At 68.7% G+C, this 18,474-nt stretch carries 13 protein-coding genes and 1 tRNA gene; 11 read left to right on the forward strand and 3 right to left on the reverse strand.

The window, feature by feature from the left end:
• The first annotated feature begins 9 nt into the window (after window positions 1-9).
• The 10 genes from AC06FE_RS10700 (at window position 10) to AC06FE_RS10745 (ending at window position 12,965) form a co-directional block, all read left to right on the forward strand.
• Entirely contained in the window at window positions 10-4,908 is a 4,899-nt protein-coding gene (locus AC06FE_RS10700; protein WP_478073018.1) for an ESPR-type extended signal peptide-containing protein, read from the forward strand.
• A 66-nt stretch (window positions 4,909-4,974) separates the two neighbouring features.
• On the forward strand, window positions 4,975-5,757 hold the full coding sequence (locus tag AC06FE_RS10705) for an OmpA family protein (protein ID WP_478073019.1): 783 nt from the start codon (window positions 4,975-4,977) through the stop codon (window positions 5,755-5,757).
• Between the two features lie 147 nt (window positions 5,758-5,904).
• Window positions 5,905-6,492, forward strand: coding sequence for a DUF998 domain-containing protein (locus tag AC06FE_RS10710; protein WP_132864429.1), 588 nt, complete (start codon window positions 5,905-5,907; stop codon window positions 6,490-6,492).
• Between the two features lie 174 nt (window positions 6,493-6,666).
• Entirely contained in the window at window positions 6,667-9,309 is a 2,643-nt protein-coding gene (gene leuS, locus AC06FE_RS10715) for a leucine--tRNA ligase (RefSeq protein WP_192286251.1), read from the forward strand.
• Between the two features lie 192 nt (window positions 9,310-9,501).
• Complete coding sequence (locus tag AC06FE_RS10720; RefSeq protein WP_192286250.1) at window positions 9,502-10,074, forward strand: LPS-assembly lipoprotein LptE; 573 nt, start codon at window positions 9,502-9,504, stop codon at window positions 10,072-10,074.
• A 43-nt stretch (window positions 10,075-10,117) separates the two neighbouring features.
• Entirely contained in the window at window positions 10,118-11,158 is a 1,041-nt protein-coding gene (holA, locus tag AC06FE_RS10725) for a DNA polymerase III subunit delta (RefSeq protein WP_192286249.1), read from the forward strand.
• A gap of 1 nt (window position 11,159) precedes the next feature.
• Window positions 11,160-11,849 (forward strand): nicotinate-nucleotide adenylyltransferase, encoded by a 690-nt coding sequence (gene nadD / locus AC06FE_RS10730; protein WP_478073020.1) that lies wholly within the window; start codon window positions 11,160-11,162, stop codon window positions 11,847-11,849.
• A gap of 58 nt (window positions 11,850-11,907) precedes the next feature.
• Window positions 11,908-12,318 carry a ribosome silencing factor gene (gene rsfS, locus AC06FE_RS10735; protein ID WP_132864424.1) on the forward strand — a complete coding sequence of 137 codons (411 nt, stop codon included), beginning with the start codon at window positions 11,908-11,910 and terminating at the stop codon, window positions 12,316-12,318.
• Window positions 12,319-12,393: 75 nt separating this feature from the next.
• Complete coding sequence (rlmH, locus tag AC06FE_RS10740) at window positions 12,394-12,864, forward strand: 23S rRNA (pseudouridine(1915)-N(3))-methyltransferase RlmH (RefSeq protein ID WP_132864423.1); 471 nt, start codon at window positions 12,394-12,396, stop codon at window positions 12,862-12,864.
• A gap of 24 nt (window positions 12,865-12,888) precedes the next feature.
• Window positions 12,889-12,965 (forward strand) — tRNA-Asn (locus AC06FE_RS10745).
• An 87-nt stretch (window positions 12,966-13,052) separates the two neighbouring features.
• Here the strand turns inward: AC06FE_RS10745 and AC06FE_RS10750 are convergent.
• The 3 genes from AC06FE_RS10750 to AC06FE_RS10760 all read right to left on the reverse strand — a co-directional run bounded on the left by AC06FE_RS10750 (window position 13,053) and on the right by AC06FE_RS10760 (window position 17,743).
• Window positions 13,053-15,863 carry a TonB-dependent receptor gene (locus tag AC06FE_RS10750; protein WP_478073021.1) on the reverse strand — a complete coding sequence of 937 codons (2,811 nt, stop codon included), beginning with the start codon at window positions 15,861-15,863 and terminating at the stop codon, window positions 13,053-13,055.
• A 183-nt stretch (window positions 15,864-16,046) separates the two neighbouring features.
• Window positions 16,047-16,709, reverse strand: a complete 663-nt coding sequence (locus AC06FE_RS10755; RefSeq protein WP_478073022.1) for an energy transducer TonB — start codon at window positions 16,707-16,709, stop codon at window positions 16,047-16,049.
• Between the two features lie 302 nt (window positions 16,710-17,011).
• Entirely contained in the window at window positions 17,012-17,743 is a 732-nt protein-coding gene (locus AC06FE_RS10760; RefSeq protein WP_192286246.1) for an SIMPL domain-containing protein, read from the reverse strand.
• Between the two features lie 131 nt (window positions 17,744-17,874).
• Here AC06FE_RS10760 and AC06FE_RS10765 point away from each other — a divergent pair, with 131 nt between their 5' ends.
• The gene (locus AC06FE_RS10765; protein WP_323437874.1) at window positions 17,875-18,471 is read left to right on the forward strand and encodes a Maf family nucleotide pyrophosphatase; all 597 of its coding nucleotides are present in this window, start codon (window positions 17,875-17,877) and stop codon (window positions 18,469-18,471) included.
• The last annotated feature ends 3 nt before the right edge of the window (window positions 18,472-18,474 follow it).

The following is an 18,474-nucleotide window of genomic DNA, read 5'->3' on the forward strand; positions in this document are numbered from 1 at the left end:
GCCCCTGCCATGAATCGCATCTATCGATTGATCTGGAACCGCACCCTCAACGCCTACGTGGTCGGCTCGGAGCTGACCGCGGCGCATGGCAAGCGCAGCGGCGCGAACTGCCTGTTGCCCCCCTGGTCGGTGGCCATGGTGGGCGCCGGTGGCTTGCTGGCCCTGGGGCTCGCCGGTGCGGCACACGCCACCGACGCGCGGCTGGATGACCTGCAGTCGCTGGTCGCCAAGTACAGCCAGACCGACGCGCACAGCATCGTCGCCAGCGCCTTGCCGGTCGGCGGCGTGCAGGCGCGCGTCAACGCGACGGTAGCGGTGCAGCTGCCGGCGCCGGTGGTCGTGCAGGTGCCGGTGCAGGCACGGTTGCAGGTTGCACCGACCCGCATTGGCGCGGGACTGTCGGTCGGCGCACGCGCCACGCATGGCCATGCCGCCCCATCGGTATCGGCGACGACCGCGGCGCTGGCCACGGTGGCGTCGGCGGCCGGCGCGATCAAGACCGGCGTGGGCGGAACGGCCCTGCTGCAGGTGTCGGCGCCGACGTCCGGGGCACCGGGCCATGGCGGACTGCTGGGGCTGGGCAACGTGCTGTTGCCGGGCAAGGAGGAAGGTGGCAACCCGGTACGCGCGGTGACCGGCGCCACGGTCAGCGCGGTCGAGGAACTGACCGGCGGCCTGTTGCAGGGGGCCGGCATCGGTGCGCTGGTGGACGGCGTGGTCAACGGCGCGACGCCGGTGGCGAACAGCACCGGCCATACGGCGGCAGGCGTGCTGGCCGGAGTGACGGGCTCCAGTGCGCTGGGTGCGGGCGTGGATCACACCGTCGACGCACTCACCAGCGGCCTTGAAAACACGAGTGGCGCGCTGGCGCAGGGCCATGTGGCCGGCACCGTCAACCATGCACTGGCGACGGTTGACGGCACCATCGCCGCGGCCTTGCACGGTACTGGCAGCGCGCTGGGCGGCATCACCGGGTCGGCATCCGGCGTCGCCGGGCTCACCGGCGCGGCCGGCCACGTCACCCACGGGGTGATCGGTGGCGTGTCGCATGTGGTCAGCAGCCTGGGGAATGGCGCGTCGGGTGGCGGCTCCGCCGGTCTTGGTGGGCTGACCGGTGTGATCGGTGGTTTGACGGGGGGCTTGACCGGCGGTGGTGCAGGCGAGGGCGCGGGCCTGGGTGGGTTGACCGGCGTGATCGGTGGCCTGACCGGCGGCCTGGGCGGCGGCGCAGGCCATGGCCTGATCGCGGCAGTCGGCACGCCGGTGGATGGCGTGGTCGATGGCGTCGCGCCGGTGCTCAATGGCGCGGGCGGCGCGCTGGGCCATGTCGTGGGCGGCGTGACCGGTTCGGCCGGGTTGGGAACCGGCGTGACCACCACGGTCGGTACGCTGACCGGCGGGCTGCAGAACACCACCGGTGCATTGGCACAAGGCAATGTGCAGGGCACGGTGCAGCACCTGGCCGGCACGGTACAGGGCACGGTCTCCACGCTGGTGGGTGCGGTCGGCGATGCCGGCGGCAGCGGTGGCGGCCTGGGCGGGTTGACCGGTGTGATCGGTGGCCTGACCGGCAGCCTGGGCGGCGGCGCAGGCCATGGCCTGATCGCGGCAGTCGGCACGCCGGTGGATGGCGTGGTCGATGGCGTCGCGCCGGTGCTCAATGGCGCGGGTGGCGCGCTGGGCCATGTCGTGGGCGGCGTGACCGGTTCGGCCGGGTTGGGAGCCGGCGTGACCGCCACGGTGGGTAGGCTGACCGGCGGCCTGCAGAACACCACCGGTGCATTGGCACAAGGTGACGTGCAGGAAACCGTGCAGCACCTGGTGGGGACGGTGGGCGGTACCGTCTCGACCCTGCTGGGTGCAGTGGGTGGTGCGGCCGGCGGCAACGGGAATGGTGGCGCCGGGGCGGGACTTGGCGGTCTGGGCAACGTCGTCGGTGGACTGACCGGCGCGGTGACGGGTCTGCTGGGCCAACTGGGCGGTGGTAGCGGCGGCACGACGCCCACTTCACCGGGCCAGGCGGTGACCAACGGGATTGGCGGCGTGGTCGATCTCACCGGTGGCTTGGTGGCGCAGACCGGCGTGGGGGGTGTGGTGGACGGCGTGGTGGATGGGGCAGCACCGGTGGTCAACGGGGCGGGCGCGGCAGTGGGAGGGCTGGTCGGCGGCCTCACCGGGTCAACCTCACTGGGCAACGGCGTCAGCGGCACGGTCGGCGCACTGACCGGTGGCCTGCAGAACACGACCGGCGCGCTCGCCCAGGGCGACCTGACCGGGACCGTGCAGAGCGCGTTGGGAACCGTCAACACCACGGCCGGCACCCTGCTGGGTGCGGTCGGAAGCACGCTGGGCGGGATCACCGGTTCGGCATCCGGGGTCAATGGCCTGACCAATCTGCTGACGGGCGTGACCGGCGGCGTGACCGGTGGGTTGTCCAATGTCGTCGGCCAGCTCACCGGCAATCCGGCGCCCACCTCGAATGCGCCGCCACCGGCGGGCCCGAGCGGCCTGGTGGTCGGCAACGGTGGCCTGGTGGGAACGGTCGGGCAGCTGATCGGGCCGACCGCCACCTCGCTGTTCGGCGGCAGTGGCTACACCCAGAACGGCAGCCTGACGATCAACAACGTCAATTTCGCGCAGGCCTATTCGACCGTCGAGGTCGCAGGGCTGCCGGTGGTCAACCTCAGCCCGGTGGGCGAACTGCTCGACGGCGCGGGCAGCGCCATCACCGGCGGCGATTCGCACCTGACCCTGATCGGTGGCGTGACCTCCGACAGCTACATCACCAACATCAACAACGGCGCGGCCGGTGGCCTGCTGGGCCTGCTGCTTCCCGACAGCGCGCCGGACTGGGCGTCGGACTGCCTGAACCTGGCGGGGATCATCAAGGACAAGTGCTGGGCGGTGCCGGCCGCGCAGGACTACCAGGTGCTGATCGGCGACGGTGCCTACGCCAACGGCTCCAAGGAGGTGGTGATCGGCACCAATGCGCGGCACGAGCTGGCGCAGCAGAACGCCAGCCAGGTCTTCGTCGACGCCAATGGCGTGATGACCGGCGTGCCCACCGCCGATTACGACGCGCGCCAGGGCCAGTCGGTGGTGATCGGTGACAGTGCGCTGGGTACGGCCAACGCACAGACCCTGCTCGGTGCCGGTGCAACGTCCAACAAGGCCAACAGCGTGGCGATGGGCTACAAGTCCAATGCCGACCGCGGTGGACTGGACAACTACAGCGCATTCGGCCTCACCGCGGCGCAGACCTCGATCGGCGAAGTGGCGGTCGGCTCGGCCGGCCGCGAGCGGCAGATCACCCACGTCGCGGCCGGTAGCCAGGCCACCGACGCGGTCAACCTCGCCCAGCTGCAGGGCGCGCTGTCGCAGATCAACACCATCGAGCAGAACGCGGTGCTGTACGACACCGATGCCAATGACGTGGCCGACTACGGCCATGTGACCCTGGGCGGTGGCAATGCGCCGAACGGCACGGTGGTCTCGAACCTGGCCGCGGGCCAGCTCAGCGCCACCAGCACCGAGGCGGTGAACGGTGCACAGCTGTTCGGCATCGGCCAGTCGATGGCGAGCTACCTGGGCGGCGGCTCCACCTTCAGCGTGGCGGGGGTGCTGTCCGCGCCGTCCTACGTGCTGAATGAAATCGGCGCGAACTGGCAGCTGACCTCGGCCACCTTCGGCAACATCGGCGCAGCGTTCAGTTCGATCAGCCAGTCGCTGGCCAACCTGGCCACCGGGACCAACCCCAACCCCGGCAGCAATCCGCTGGCGGTGGAGTACACCCCCGATGGCGCCGGCAACCCGACCAACGTGGTCGCGCTGAAGGGGGATGGCAGCGGTGCGGCGGTGGCGGTGCGCAACGTGGCCGAGGGCAGCGTCGTGGCCGGCAGCCGCGATGCGATCAACGGCGGCCAACTGGCCACCACCAACGAGGCGCTCGCCTCGGCCATTGGCGGCACCCTGCAGTACAACAGCACCACTGGCCAATGGTCCTCGGCGAGCTTCACCGTCAATTCGATCAATGCCAGTGGCGGGACCAACCAGCAGGTGCTGGACAACGTGACCGATGCACTGGCAGTGATGGACGGCTCCATCGTCAACGTCAACAAGCGCATCGACAACATCCAGAACGGTGGCGCGGGCAATGCCTACTTCTCGGTGAACTCGACCAAGGCGGCGGCCTCGGCCACCGGCCAGGATGCCGTCGCCGCCGGCCCTCAGACCACCGCCAGCGGTACCCAGGCGGTGGCGATCGGCAACGGCGCCAACGCGTCGGCAGCCAACAGCGTGGCGCTGGGCGCAGGCTCGGTGGCCGACCGTGCCAACACCGTCTCGGTGGGTGCGACCGGCGCCGAACGCCAGGTCACCCATGTCGCCGACGGCAGCCAGGCCACCGATGCGGTCAACCTGCGCCAGCTGCAGGCATCGCAGGAAGGCACGGTGCGCTACGACAAGAACACCGACGGCAGCACCAACTACGCCAGCGTGACCATGGGCAAGGCCGGTACCTCCACGGTGATCCACAACGTGGCCACCGGCGTGGCACCCACCGATGCGGTGAACGTCGCACAACTCAACAAGGGCATGGGGGACGTGATGGACTGGTCCAGGAACTACACCGATCAGCGCTTCAACAGCATCTCGCGCGACATCAAGCGCGTGGATGACCGCGCCTCGGCCGGCATCGCCTCGGCGATGGCGATGGCCGGCCTGCCGCAGCCTTCGGAGGCAGGCAAGCGTATGGCTTCGTTCGCGGCCAGCACCTTCCATGGCGAATCCAGCATGGCGGTGGGCGTGTCCGGGGTCTCCGATGGCGGGCGCTGGATCTACAAGCTCAGCGGCTCGGCCAATACCCGCGGCGATGGCGGCGTGACCGTCGGCGCCGGCTTCCAGTGGTGATGGCATGCAACCTGCCGGTGCCTGGCACCGGCTTCCGGACAACAGCGCCTGGGCGCGGGGGAAGTCATGAACAGCAAATGGTCGGTACTGGCGCTGGTGGTGGCACTGGCGGCCTGCAGCAGCAAGGGTGAGGTACGCGAGCGGGGGTTCCCGGATCCCGCACGGGCGTACCCGGCCGGCGGCACCTACGTGAACCTGGACAACCTGCGCCAATACGCGACGGGCATGAACAAGCACCAGGTGCAGACGCTGCTGGGCACGCCGCATTTCAACGAAGGCCTATGGGGGGTGCGGGAGTGGAACTACCTGTTCAACTTCCGGCGGGCGGTAGGGGCCACGCCGGTGCAATGCCAGTTCCAGGTTAAGTTCGACCACGACGGCGTGGCGGTGGGCCACGCGTGGCAGCCTGAAAGCTGCGCCGCCCTGCTCGAACCCGCTCCCGCACCACCCCCACCCGCACCACCGCCGCCACCGGTTGCGGCGGCACCGCTGCGGATCGCCGCCGATGCCCTGTTCGCCTTCGACAGCGCCAAGCTTTCGGATGCCGGCAAAGCACGGTTGGCAGAGGTGGCCAGCACCGTGCGCGGGCAGGGTGCAAGCATGGACCTTACCGTGATCGGCTACACCGATCGCATCGGCAGCGATGCCTACAACATGGACCTGTCACAGCGCCGCGCCGCGGCGGTGCGCGGCTACCTGGTCGAACAGGGCATCCCGGCCGGGTCGATCCGTGCCGAAGGACGCGGCAGCGCCGAGCCGCTGGTCCAGTGCAACGATGGCGGCCGGGCGGCGTTGGTGGCCTGCCTGGCACCGAACCGCCGCGTGGAGATCGCCGGCATCGGCAACTGACGGGGCAGGGCTGGAACGGGGGGGGAAGGAACGGCCGGCAATCCGTGCGATTGCCGGCCGCTGCCTTCACAATGACGCCGATGGTCGCCGCGTTCCGCGGGCGACCCGGGTCAGGCAGGGTGCGTGGTGGCGTCGAGCAGGAAACAGATGTGGGGCTGGGCCGGTCCGGTCGCGGCGGTGGTGTGGCTGCTGGCCGTGTTCGGTTTCGGCATGCGCCTGGAGGGGTACGACCAGCTGCGCCATCCGGTGTCGCTGCTGGGCGCGCATGGCGTCCCCGGCGGCACTGCCTTCAGCATGCTGGGTTTCGTGCTGCCCGGCATCCTTGCTGCCGCGGCTGCGCTTGATCTGGCGCTGCGCATGCCGGTGACCGCCCCGCGCGCATTGCGGGTGGGTGGGCAGATGCTGCTGCTGGCCGCGGTGGCGTTCGCCGCGATGGGCCTGTTGCCGCTGGACGTGGAAGACATCGAGAACCGCGCCAGCCAGTACCACGCCAGCGCCTGGCTGCTGTGGCTGGTGGGCTTCAGTGCCGGTGCGCTCGCATTGCGCCTTGGCAGTGCCCGGGACGCGGCCTGGCGGCCGCTGGCCAACCTCGCGGTGGGGTGTGCGCTGTGGAGCCTGTGCAGCGCGTTCCTGTTCGAGATCGCCCTGCCGGTCGCCATGGCCCAGCGCCTGGCCTTCCTGGGCTGGCTGGTCTGGCTGCTGGGCGCGGCACGCCTGGCGCCAGCGCGTGGTTGAGCCCGGCTGACGCGGAAACCGGCCAGCAGGCCGTGGGCCGTACATCGCAGGTTTGTTGAAACCATTGCGATATCAATGACCTGCGTTTGTCCCGCGGACAGCGGAGGGGACTGGATTGGAGTGCCATGATGCACTGCGGTACCCTTTGCGGCTTTGCCGTTGCCCAGCGTTGCCATGTCCAGCGTCGAACCCACTATGTACGATCCCCAGCAGGTTGAATCCGCCGCCCAGAAATTCTGGGAGGACACGCGTGCCTTCGAGGTCAGCGAGACCTCGGACAAGCCCAAGTACTACTGCCTGTCGATGCTCCCGTACCCGTCCGGTGCGCTGCACATGGGCCACGTGCGCAACTACACCATCGGCGACGTCATCAGCCGCTACAAGCGCATGACCGGCCACAACGTGCTGCAGCCGATGGGCTGGGACGCGTTCGGCCTGCCGGCCGAGAATGCCGCGATCAAGAACAAGACCGCGCCGGCCAAGTGGACCTACGCCAACATCGACCACATGCGTGGCCAGTTCAAGGCGATGGGCTATGCGATCGACTGGTCGCGCGAGTTCGCCACCTGCACGCCGGACTACTACGTCCACGAGCAGCGCATGTTCACCCGCCTGATGCGCAAGGGCCTGGCCTACCGCCGCAACTCGGTGGTGAACTGGGACCCGGTCGACAACACCGTGCTGGCCAACGAGCAGGTCATCGACGGCCGTGGCTGGCGCTCCGGCGCCCTGGTCGAGAAGCGCGAGATCCCGCAGTGGTTCCTGCGCATCACCGACTACGCCCAGGAACTGCTGGACGGCCTGGACGAACTGCCGGGCTGGCCGGATTCGGTCAAGACCATGCAGCGCAACTGGATCGGCCGCTCCGAAGGTCTGGAAATCCAGTTCGACGTGCGTGACGTGGATGGCGCCGCGCTGGACCCGCTGCGCGTGTTCACCACCCGCCCGGACACGGTGATGGGCGTGAGCTTTGTCTCCATCGCCGGCGAGCACCCGCTGGCCCTGCACGCCGCCAAGAGCAACCCGGCGCTGGCCGCGATGCTGGCCGAGCTGAAGCAGGGCGGCGTGTCCGAGGCTGAACTGGAAACCCAGGAAAAGCGTGGCATGGACACCGGCCTGAAGGCCATCCATCCGGTCAGCGGCGAACAGGTGCCGATCTGGGTCGCCAACTTCGTGCTGATGGGCTACGGCACCGGCGCGGTGATGGCGGTGCCGGGCCACGACCAGCGCGATTTCGAGTTCGCCACCAAGTACAACCTGCCCAAGAAGCAGGTCATCGCGCTGAAGCATCCGAAGAACGACGACGAGCGCACCTACGACGCCAACCGTTGGCAGGACTGGTACACCGACAAGACCCGCGAAACCGAGCTGGTCAATTCCGCCGAGTTCGACGGGCTGGATTTCCAGGGCGCCTTCGAGGCGCTGGCCGAGCGCTTCGAGCGCAAGGCCCAGGGCCAGCGCCGCGTCAACTACCGCCTGCGCGACTGGGGCGTGAGCCGCCAGCGCTACTGGGGTTGCCCGATCCCGGTGATCTACTGCAACACCTGCGGCGCGGTGCCGGTGCCGGAAGACCAGCTGCCGGTGCTGCTGCCGGAAGACGTCACCCTCAACGGTACCGGTTCGCCGCTCAAGGCCGACCTGGAATGGCGCAAGACCACCTGCCCGGAATGTGGCGGCGCGGCCGAGCGCGAGACCGACACCTTCGACACCTTCATGGAGTCGAGCTGGTACTACGCCCGCTACACCTCGCCGGGAGCACGCGAGGCCGTGGACAAGCGCGGCAACTACTGGCTGCCGGTGGACCAGTACATCGGTGGCATCGAGCACGCCATCCTGCACCTGATGTATTTCCGCTTCTTCCACAAGCTGCTGCGCGATGCACGCATGGTGGAGAGCAACGAGCCGGCGCAGAACCTGTTGTGCCAGGGCATGGTCATCGCCGAAACCTTCTACCGCCAGAACAGCGACGGTTCCAAGGACTGGTTCAACCCGGCCGACGTGGACGTGGTGCGCGACGAGCGCGGCCGCATCACCGGTGCCACCCTGCGTGGCGATGGCCAGCCGGTGGTGATCGGCGGCACCGAGAAGATGTCCAAGTCCAAGAACAACGGCGTCGACCCGCAGGCGATGGTGGCCAAGTACGGTGCCGACACCGTGCGCCTGTTCTCGATGTTCGCCGCGCCGCCGGAGCAATCGCTGGAGTGGAACGAGGCCGGTGTGGACGGCATGTCCCGCTTCCTGCGCCGCCTGTGGACGATGGTGCAGAAGCATGCCGCCGACGGCAGCGCGCCGGCGCTGGACGTTGCGGCGCTGAGTGCCGAGCAGAAGGCGATCCGCCGCAAGACCCACGAGACGATCGGCAAGGTCGGTGACGACTATGGTCGCCGCCACGCCTTCAACACCGCCATCGCCGCGGTGATGGAACTGCTCAACGCGCTGGCCAAGTTCGACGATGCCAGCGCGCAGGGCCGCGCGGTGCGCCAGGAGGCCCTGCAGGCCACCGTGCTGCTGCTGAACCCGATCACCCCGCATGCCTGCCACGCGATGTGGCAGCTGCTGGGCAACGCGCAGACCCTGCTGGAAGACCAGCCGTTCCCGCAGGTCGACGCCGCGGCACTGGTCAAGGACGCGCTGACCCTGGCCGTGCAGGTCAATGGCAAGCTGCGTGGCACGATCGAAGTGGCCGCCGATGCCCCGCGCGAGCTGATCGAGGCCGTGGCCAAGGAAGAGCCGAACACGGCCAAGTTCCTGGAAGGCCTGGCCATCCGCAAGGTGATCATCGTTCCGGGCAAGATCGTCAACATCGTCGCGGCCTGAGCGGCCGTGATGGCCCGGTACCCGCGGTGATGCCGCGGGTACCGGTGTTCCCGTGGACGGGGCAGGGGAAAGGCTTCACCCCGGCAGCCCTGGCCGGCAGAGGGCGTGGTTTCATTGGCGCTCACGCGTGATGCGCGATGATGCGGGCCGCTTTCTATTGCCGCTCCCGGCCGGCTCCGCCAGACTGTGCCCATGACCCGAACCCTGATTGCCCTGATCCTCGCCACCGGCCTGACCGGCTGTGGTTTCCATCTGCGCAACACGCTGACCCTGCCGGCGGACACGCCTGCGGTCCGCGTTGATTCGACCGTGCGCTACAGCGAGCTGGTGAAGCTGCTCAACCGGGGCTTGCATGCATCCGGCGCCACCGTGATCCAGAGCGACGGTTTGCCGCCGACCAACAGCGACCAGTTCGCCCGCCTGCAGGTACGTTCCGAGCGCTGGGGCGACCTGCCGATCGCCATCGACGCGCAGGGTCGCTCGCAGGAGTACAGCCTGCGTTATGCGGTGGTGTTCGGCTTCTACCGCCCGGATGGCTCGACCATCGTGCCGGAGCAGGTGATCGAGCTTGCGCGCGACTACGTGTCGCCGCCGACGAATGCCTCCGGCACTACCACCGAGCGTGAGATCCTGGCCAACGAGCTCCGTCGCGAGATGTCGGCCTCGATCCTGCGCCGCATCGACAGCGTTGTCCGCGCCGATGCCGAGAAACTCAAGGCAACGCCCCCGGCTCCCCCGGCAGACGGCAAGGGCGATGCCCATTGAGCGCCCCGGAATGACTGCGCTGCAGGCGTGGCGGGGCTGAGCCGTGGAACTGCGTCCTGAACAGCTTGCCGGGCAGATCGGTGGTCAACCGCTGGCCCCGGCTTACCTGATCGCCGGCCCGGAGCTGCTGCGCGTGATCGAAGCCGCCGACGCGGTGCGCGCCCGCGCCCGCGCCGAGGGCATCGGCGAACGCGAGGTGTTCGATGCCGACGGCCGCGATTTCGACTGGGGGCAGCTGTCTTCCAGCTTCAACGCGCCCAGCCTGTTCAGTGCGCGCCGCCTGGTCGAACTGCGCCTGCCCAGCGGCAAGCCGGGCAAGGAAGGCGCCGAGGTCATCAGTGATTTCTGCGCACAGCCGCCGCCGGATGTGGTGCTGCTGATCACCGCCGGCGAGTGGAGCAAGGCGCACCAGGGCAAATGGACCGAAGCGGTCAGCCGCATCGGTGTGCTCTCGGTGGCCTGGGCGATCAAGCCGCATGAACTGGGGGACTGGATCGAGCGCCGCCTGCGGGCCAAGGGCCTGCGCGCCGACCCGGCCGCCGTGCAGCGGTTGAGCGAGCGGGTGGAAGGCAACCTGCTGGCTGCCGCGCAGGAAATCGACAAGCTGGCGCTGCTCGCCGAAGGGCAGGCGCTGGACGTGGCGAAGATGGAATCGCTGGTGGCCGATGCCGCCCGCTACGACGTATTCAGGCTCAGCGAGGCTACCTTCTCCGGGCAGCCGCAGGCCGTCCTGCGCATGCTCGCCGGCCTGCGTGGCGAAGGCGAGGCCGTGGCCGCGCTGATGCCGATCCTGATCCGTGAACTGCTGCTCACCGCAGGCCTTGCCCGGGTGCAGGCCAGCGGCGGCAACCTGGCCGGCGAGATGAAGGCCAAGGGCATCTGGGAGTCGCGCCAGGCACCGTTCAAGCGGGCCCTGCAGCGCCACCCGGACCCCAAGCGCTGGGAGCGCTTCGTCGCCGAGGCCTCGCTGGTTGACCGCATGGCCAAGGGGCGCGCCGAAGGTGATCCGTGGCTGGCGCTGGAGCGCCTGCTGGTGGCCGTGTCCGAAGCACGCGCGGTGCGCCTGCTGGCGCGGGTGCGCTGACATGCGGCACGCCGGCCGTGAAGGCGGGCTGCTGGTGTTCTACGGTGGCACGTTCGACCCGATCCACAACGGCCACCTGGCCATCGCCCGGTGTGCCGCGCAGGAGCTGCAGGTGCCGGTGCGGCTGATGCCGGCGGCCGATCCGCCGCACCGCGCGCCACCGGGCGCCGATGCGCAGACCCGTACGGCGATGCTGGAGCGGGCGGTCGCCGATGATCCGGCGTTGCGCGTGGACCGGCGTGAGCTGGAGCGGGCCCGGCGCCTGCCCGGCGTACCGTCGTGGACGGTGGATACGCTGCGCGAACTGCGGGCCGAACAGGGACCGCAACGGCCGCTGGCGCTGCTGATGGGCGCGGACAGCCTGCTGGGCCTGCCCACCTGGCATGAATGGGAATCCCTGCTGCCACTGGCCCACATCGTGGTGGCCGACCGTCCGGGCAGCGCACTGGAGGATGGGCTGCCCGAGCCGCTGGCCAGCCACCTGCGCCAGGCCTGGGCCAACGGCCCGGAGGTGCTGGCCGCCTTGCCTGCCGGGCGGGTCTGGCGGCTGCGCCAACCGCTGCAGGGCGAGTCCGCCACCGCCGTGCGCGCGCTGATCGCCAGCGGCGGGAACTGGCGGCCCCTGGTGCCCGCAGCGGTGGCCGCCTACATCCAGGCACGGGGCCTGTATGGCTGTCCCCCCACGCAGTGAATGCCGGCAGCGGCCGGGTTCTCTATAATCGTCCCCTTATTCATCGAGTTATGCCGCTTTGAGCACCGAAGCCCAAGTCATCAAGACCCAACTACCCAGCCCGCCGCCGTCCGTCCCGGCCCTGCTGGCGTCCGTTCACGCCGCACTGGAAGAGATCAAGGCCAAGGATGCGGTGGAGATCGACGTGCGCGGCAAGTCCAGCGTCGCCGATTACCTGGTGATCGCTTCGGGCACCTCGACCCGCCACGTCAAGTCCATCGGTGACGAAGTGGTGCGTTTTGCCAAGGAACTGGGCGTGATGCCGCTGGGCGTGGAAGGTGAGCGCGAAGCGGAATGGGTGCTGGTGGACCTGGGCGACGTCATCGTCCACGTGATGCTGCCGCGCGTGCGCGAGTTCTATGCGCTGGAGCGCCTGTGGACGGTGGGTGACCAGCCGCCGTCGGACGACGAGGACGCGCAGCAGGGCTGATCGCCCCGCCGTAGCAGCCATGACGGCGCCGCAGGGCGCCGTTTCCATTTGACCCCGCCGCGCCGGAGCGTGCCGATGAAAGCCAAGTTGATTGCCACCGGCGAACGTGCGCCGTCCTGGGTCGCGCAGGGCTTCGCCGAATACCAGAAGCGCCTGTCGCACTGGTTGCCGCTGGAGCTGGTCGAGATCGAGCCGGGCCTGCGTGGCAAGGGCAGGGACCCGAAGCGCGCGATCGAGGACGAGGGCAAGCGCGTGTTGGCGGCGTTGCCGAAGAATCCCTATGTGGTCGCGCTGGACGTACCGGGCCGGCAGCTCAGTTCCGAGCAGTTGGCGCAACGCCTGGAGCATTGGCGTTCGCAGGGGCGCGACCTGGCATTCCTGATCGGCGGCCCGGAAGGACATGCGGCCGAGGTATCGGCGGTGGCCGATGAAAAGTGGTCGATCGGTCCGTTGACCTTGCCGCACATGCTGGTGCGGCTGGTGGTGGCCGAGCAGTTGTATCGCGCGGCGGCGATGTTGGCCAACCACCCCTACCATCGCGCGTGATTAGCGTATAGAATGCGCCTCCCCGCCCGAATAGCTCAGCCGGTTAGAGCACTTGACTGTTAATCAGGGGGTCGTTGGTTCGAGTCCAACTTCGGGCGCCAGATTCGAAAAAGCCGCGAGCAATCGCGGCTTTTTCTTTGTGTGCGTCGCGTGCTGCCGCGGCCGTCGGGCCGCGGCAGCTGTCTGGCTCAGTTGAAGGTGTACTTGGCACCGAGCGTGAAGTAGCGGCCCACCGCACCACTGAAATGCAGCGGGTTGTAATTGACCGCGCCATAGGTCAACGGATCCAGCGGCGCGATGCGGTCGGTGACGTTCTGGACCGAACCGAAGATCTCCAGCGCGTCGGTCGCACGCCAGCGGCCGGACAGGTCGATGGTGTAGAACGAACGCAGTTCGCAGCCACGTGGCGCATCACTGCCATCGGCATAGTGGTTGGCGCAGCTGTCACCTTCGAAGGCGACGTTGTCCATGCTGCCGATGTAGTTGCCGATCGCGCTCACGCTGAAACGGTCCATGTCCCAGGTTACGCCCAGGTTGAAGCGGTCCTTCGGCGTGCCGATGCAGTTGGTGACGTCGCAGTTGCCATGCGTACCGGCGTACTGGAACTTGGTGCCGGTGCCATCGTCGCGCTCGAAGGAGTTGATCCGGGTCCACTGCAGGTCCATCAGCAGCTTGCCGTAGGCGCCCATTTCCACGCGCTGGCGGATGTCGAAGTCGAAGCCGCGGATGGTGGTGGAAGCGGAGTTGATGTAGTCCACGCTGACCGCCAACAGGCTGCCGCTGTTGGGAACGCCCGGCAGGTCGTTGTCGCTGCGGATGCCGCGCCCGGCGGCCAATGCCAGGTCGGTGTCGCCCTGGTTGATCTCGTTGGTGCGTTTGATCTGCCAGGCGTCCAGGGTCAGCGTGGTGGTGGGCGTCGGGTCCAGCACCAGGCCGACGGTGTAGCTCTTGGATTTCTCCGGCTTCAGGTTGGGATTGGCCGAGGTGATGATGGCCAGGTTGACCGCGCAATCGGCCGCGGTGGCGCCCGGTGCAGGCGTGCCGCCGGGGCAACGGACCGGGTCGCGGGCGGTGCTGAAGGCCGCCAGGCCACCGTCACCGGCTTCGGCCGGCCCTGGCGCGCGGAAGCCTTCGGCATAGGTGGCGCGCACCGCGATCCAGTCGGCCGGTGTCCACTTGATGCCGACCTTCGGCGTGGTGGCGGTATCGCCGCCCTTGTACTTGTCCACGCGCAGCGCGCCGGAGAGCTCCAGTGACTCGAGCACCGGGGCCACCATTTCCGCGTACGCCACCGCTACTTCCTGGGTGCCCTTGTAGGCCGAATAGCCCAGGCCGATGATGTCGCCTAGGTCGGTGTAGCTCTGCGGGTCGAGGTTGGCTTTCTGCCGCCGGTATTCCGCACCGAAGGCCAGGCCGAGCGGGCCGCCGGCAAGGTCGGCGATGCTGCGGCTGGCCTTGAAGTCGATCATGTCCAGCGTGGTCGATGCGTCGGCGTGGATGGTCGGCGAAATGTAGTCGTACAGCGCCTGTGTGTTCTGACCGGCGCTGGCACCGATGCGCCACCAGCCGACCGGGCTGTTGGGATCGGTCAGTGCAGTACGGACATGGCTGTAGCGCAGGAACCCCCGGCGCTCGTTGACCAGCTGCGTGGCCGAGTGCAGGTAGGCGGTGTCGATGTCCCATGCGCCCGCGGTGCCCTTCACCCCGACCAGGAAGCGGGTGAACTCGTTGGTGTTGGTGGTCACGCGCGGGCCCACGTCGAACGCGGCATAGCGCAGGCGCGCGTCCACGCCGAGCGGGTTGTCCGGATGGGCGGCGCCCAGCACGGTGGCGCCGCTGCCGCTGCTGGCGTTCACCGGGCCTCCCGGGTAGCCCCACGAGCCGGACACGCCGTTGGGCGTGTTGTAGAACTCGGTCTTCTTCTTCGAGTAGCCGAACTCGCCGTACATCTCGAAGTTGTCCGACAGCGCGAAGGTGCCGCGCGCGAACAGGTTGCCGAACTCCTCGCTGGGGGTGAGGCTGCGGAAGTCCTGCGTTTCCCACAGGCAGCCACCACCGGGGTCCACCGGCGTGATGCGGGAGAACTGCGCGCACCCGGGCAGCGATTGGTACAGGCCGGTGGCGGGGTCGCGGATGCTGCCCACCGGCGAGTTGCCGGCCACCGTGCCGCCGGCGGTGATCGCGCCGTTGAGCGGGAAGAACTGGCCGCCGGCGACCCGATCAAAGCCGTAGCGGCTCAGGTCGCCGTTGCCGATCCACTTGCGATCGCGGCGGTCGGAGATGCGGATGCCGTCGGTCTTGCTGACGTCGATGCTGACGAAGGCGTTGAAGCCGTCCTCATCGAGGTTGCCGACGCCGGCGGTCAGCGATGCCTTGCGCGCATCGCCGTCGCTGTCGCCGGATGTGCCGTACGACGCCTTGAGCATGGCGCCGGTGAAGTCGCGTCGCAGGATGATGTTGACCACGCCGGCGATGGCGTCCGAGCCGTAGATGGCCGAGGCGCCGTCCTTGAGCACTTCGACCCGTTCGACCGCATCCATCGGGATGACGCTCAGGTCGGTGAACACCTTCTGCCCGTCGTCGGCCAGGCCGTACGGGGCCATGCGCCGGCCATTGAGCAGCACCAGGGTCGACGCGGCACCCAGGCCGCGCAGCGAGATGCCCGAGCCGCCGCCGGCAAAACCGGTGCCGAAGCTCTTGGGGATGGAGCCGGCGCCGTCGCTGGTCAGGGTCTGCAGGTACTCGGCGATGGTGGCCTTGCCGGTGCGGTCGATCTCCTGGCGGGTGATGATCTGCACCGGCGACGCGGTTTCGGTGGTGGCGCGGGGAATGTTGGAACCGGTGACGGTTATCCGGTCCAGGGTGGTGGCCTTTTCATCCTGGGCCATGGCCAGGGGGGCGGTGGCGAGCAGGGCGGTGGGCACCAGCAGCAGGCGTGAAAGGGAGCTGCAAAGTCGGGTGGGGCGGCAGGCGGAATGCCGGCGAGTCGGATGTTTCACAGTCATCTCTCCAGTGGAACTGCGGAAATGGCCGCCAGAAGGCGCGGCCGAAGAACATCGACGGCCGCGAATCTAGGTTCGCTGGAGATGACGGAGAGGTGAAAAATCGATTAACAGGGGCGGTTTTCAGCTTGGCCGCAAGGAAGGGTTCAGGAAGCCCCTCCTTGCGGGCCATTCAGCAACTCAGCCGACCTTGAAGTCGATCGGGATGATCCCGTAGGCCTGCACGGCGTGTCCGCCGTCGGTGGCCGGCTGGAACTTCCAGCGACGCAGCACCTGGGTGCGTGCGGCGTTGTCCAGGCTGCGGTTGCCGCTGCTGCGTTCGATGCTGACTTCCAATGGCTTGCCGTCCTGGCCGACCAGCACCCGCAGCAGCACCGTGCCTTCGATGCCGGCGCGCAGCGCATCGATCGGGTAGATGGGGGCCGGGGCCCGCTCATAGCGCAGTTGCACGCCCTGCAGCGGCGTGGCTGGTGCGATCGAATCGATGGCAGGGGTGGGGTCGGCGACCGGGGCCACGTCGACCGGCGCGGTGATCACCGCTTCGGTGGGGAACACCGGCATCGGGGCGGTTTCCACCGGCGCCGGCAGCGCCGGTTGCTTTGGTGGTGCCGGGGTCTTGCTGACCGGGATGGTCGGGGGAATCGGTGGCGGTGGTTCGATGGGTTTGGTGTCCGGAACCTGCCAACGGGGTTCACGCACCGCATCGCTGCGCACCGGGACCTGGGACAACGGGATCAACAGCAGTCCGGCGGCCAGTACATGCAGGGCCAGCGCCGTGCTGTAGGCGAAGATGCGGGACGGTTCGACGTGGAGCGAGGGGACACGATGCTGCGTGCGGACCATAAACCACCTCCATGCGTGGGCGTGTACAAGGAACAACGCGCGGTGACACAGGACGGGGTTGCAGGTTCCGGCCCGCGTAAGGCCATAGCGCCTGCAATCGCGCGTGCCGACAAGCAGGGGTCCGGTTTCCGGTTATCTGCCAGACAGCAACGGAGCGCGGCGGGGCCCAGCCCGGTCCCATACCGGGTGGTGGCAGGCGGGGCACGATCGGGAGGCCAAGTGTGGCAGCGGCGTGGGTGCCTGGAGCCTTGAAACGACAACGGCGCCCTCTGGGCGCCGTTGTCGTCGAGCATGACCCGGGCTCAGCGACCCAGTTCGAACACCACGTCCAGGTTGACCGAGACGCTGCTTTCGCCCGGCGACACCGAGGTGTCCATCTCGGCCTTGGCCGAGCGGGCCATGGCCATCATCGGCATCGGGCGGAAGCCGCCCTGGCTGCCTTCGGAGATGCTGACGATGCGGCGCACGCGCAGGCCCAGCGACTTGGCATAGGTCTCCGCACGGGCCTGGGCCTTCTTCAGCGCGGCCAGGCGGGCTTCGTCGTAGACCGGCTCGGGCTGGTCGATCTCGAAGCTGGGGCCATTGATCTGGTTGGCGCCCTGCGCGGCCAGGCTGTCCAGCACCCGGCCGAGCTTGGTGATGTCACGCACCTTCAGGCTGACCGTGTTGGTGGCCTGGTAGCCGGTGATCTTCGGCGCTTCGTTCTCGGCGTAGCGGTACTGCGGGTTGAGGTTGATGCCGCTGGTCTGGATGTCGCGCTCGGCGATGCCGGCGGCCTTGATCGCGGCCATCACCTTGTCCATCTGCACCGCGTTCTCGCGCATGGCGGTGTTGCCGTCCACGGCCTGGGTGACCACGCCGGCCGACAGGGTCGCCACGTCCGGCACCCGCTTGGCTTCGGCCTGGGCGGAGATGTTCAGCAGGGTGGCGTCACTGGCCACGGCGGTGGGGACGGTTTGGGCATGGGCGGTCATCGGGGCTCCCAGGACGAGTGACAGGGACAGCAGCAGCGGGGCGAGGGTGAGATGGCGCATGGTGGTCCTCCTTGGATGGATCGTGAAAGTGAAGTCAGGGCGATGAACGGGTGGTGAGCCGGCCCGGGGTTGTCACCACTTTGGCATCTTTGCCAATCATTCAGGCAGTCCCCTCAGGTTATCCTTCCGCGATGCTTTATCTCGCCTCCCGCTCGCCCCGCCGAAATGAACTGCTGACGCGCCTTGGCGTGCCGTTCCGCGCCCTGGACCTGGAAGTCCCCGAAGTGCGTGGGGCCGCGGAGTCGGCCGAAGCGTACGTGCGACGGGTGGCGCTGGACAAGGCGTTGGCCGGGCTGGCGCGGGTGGCCGACGACCCGCAGGCGGTGGTGCTGGGCTCGGACACCGAGGTCGTGCTCGGGGACCGTGTCTACGGCAAGCCCGTCGATGCGGCCGATGCGGCGGCCATGCTGGCCTCGCTGGCCGGGCGTACCCACCAGGTGATCACGGCGGTGGCCCTGGCCGCGGCTGGGCGGCACGCGCTGGAGGTGGTCACCTCCGAGGTCAGCTTCGCGCCGATGAGCGCGGCGCAGATTGCTGCCTACGTGGCCACCGGCGAGCCGATGGGCAAGGCCGGCGCCTATGCCATCCAGGGCGGGGCCGAACGCCATATCCGCCATCTGTCGGGCAGCTATTCGGGGGTGATGGGCCTGCCGCTGCAACAGACGGCCACGCTGCTGGCGGCCTTCGGTGCCGTGGCAGCAGACGATTCCATGGACAAGGGGGAGTAAGGG

It is taken from the genome of Stenotrophomonas sp. Steno-C18, from assembly GCF_056393195.1.

What these genes read in the sequence shown, in the direction of transcription:
- AC06FE_RS10700 (WP_478073018.1), top strand. Translation starts at nt 10, where the DNA reads ATGAATCGCATCTATCGATTGATCTGGAACCGCACCCTCAACGCCTAC.
- AC06FE_RS10765 (WP_323437874.1), top strand. Translation starts at nt 17,875, where the DNA reads ATGCTTTATCTCGCCTCCCGCTCGCCCCGCCGAAATGAACTGCTGACG.
- AC06FE_RS10710 (WP_132864429.1), top strand. Translation starts at nt 5,905, where the DNA reads ATGTGGGGCTGGGCCGGTCCGGTCGCGGCGGTGGTGTGGCTGCTGGCC.
- leuS (WP_192286251.1), top strand. Translation starts at nt 6,667, where the DNA reads ATGTCCAGCGTCGAACCCACTATGTACGATCCCCAGCAGGTTGAATCC.
- AC06FE_RS10755 (WP_478073022.1), bottom strand. Translation starts at nt 16,709, where the DNA reads ATGGTCCGCACGCAGCATCGTGTCCCCTCGCTCCACGTCGAACCGTCC.
- AC06FE_RS10760 (WP_192286246.1), bottom strand. Translation starts at nt 17,743, where the DNA reads ATGCGCCATCTCACCCTCGCCCCGCTGCTGCTGTCCCTGTCACTCGTC.
- nadD (WP_478073020.1), top strand. Translation starts at nt 11,160, where the DNA reads ATGCGGCACGCCGGCCGTGAAGGCGGGCTGCTGGTGTTCTACGGTGGC.
- AC06FE_RS10720 (WP_192286250.1), top strand. Translation starts at nt 9,502, where the DNA reads ATGACCCGAACCCTGATTGCCCTGATCCTCGCCACCGGCCTGACCGGC.
- rlmH (WP_132864423.1), top strand. Translation starts at nt 12,394, where the DNA reads ATGAAAGCCAAGTTGATTGCCACCGGCGAACGTGCGCCGTCCTGGGTC.
- AC06FE_RS10705 (WP_478073019.1), top strand. Translation starts at nt 4,975, where the DNA reads ATGAACAGCAAATGGTCGGTACTGGCGCTGGTGGTGGCACTGGCGGCC.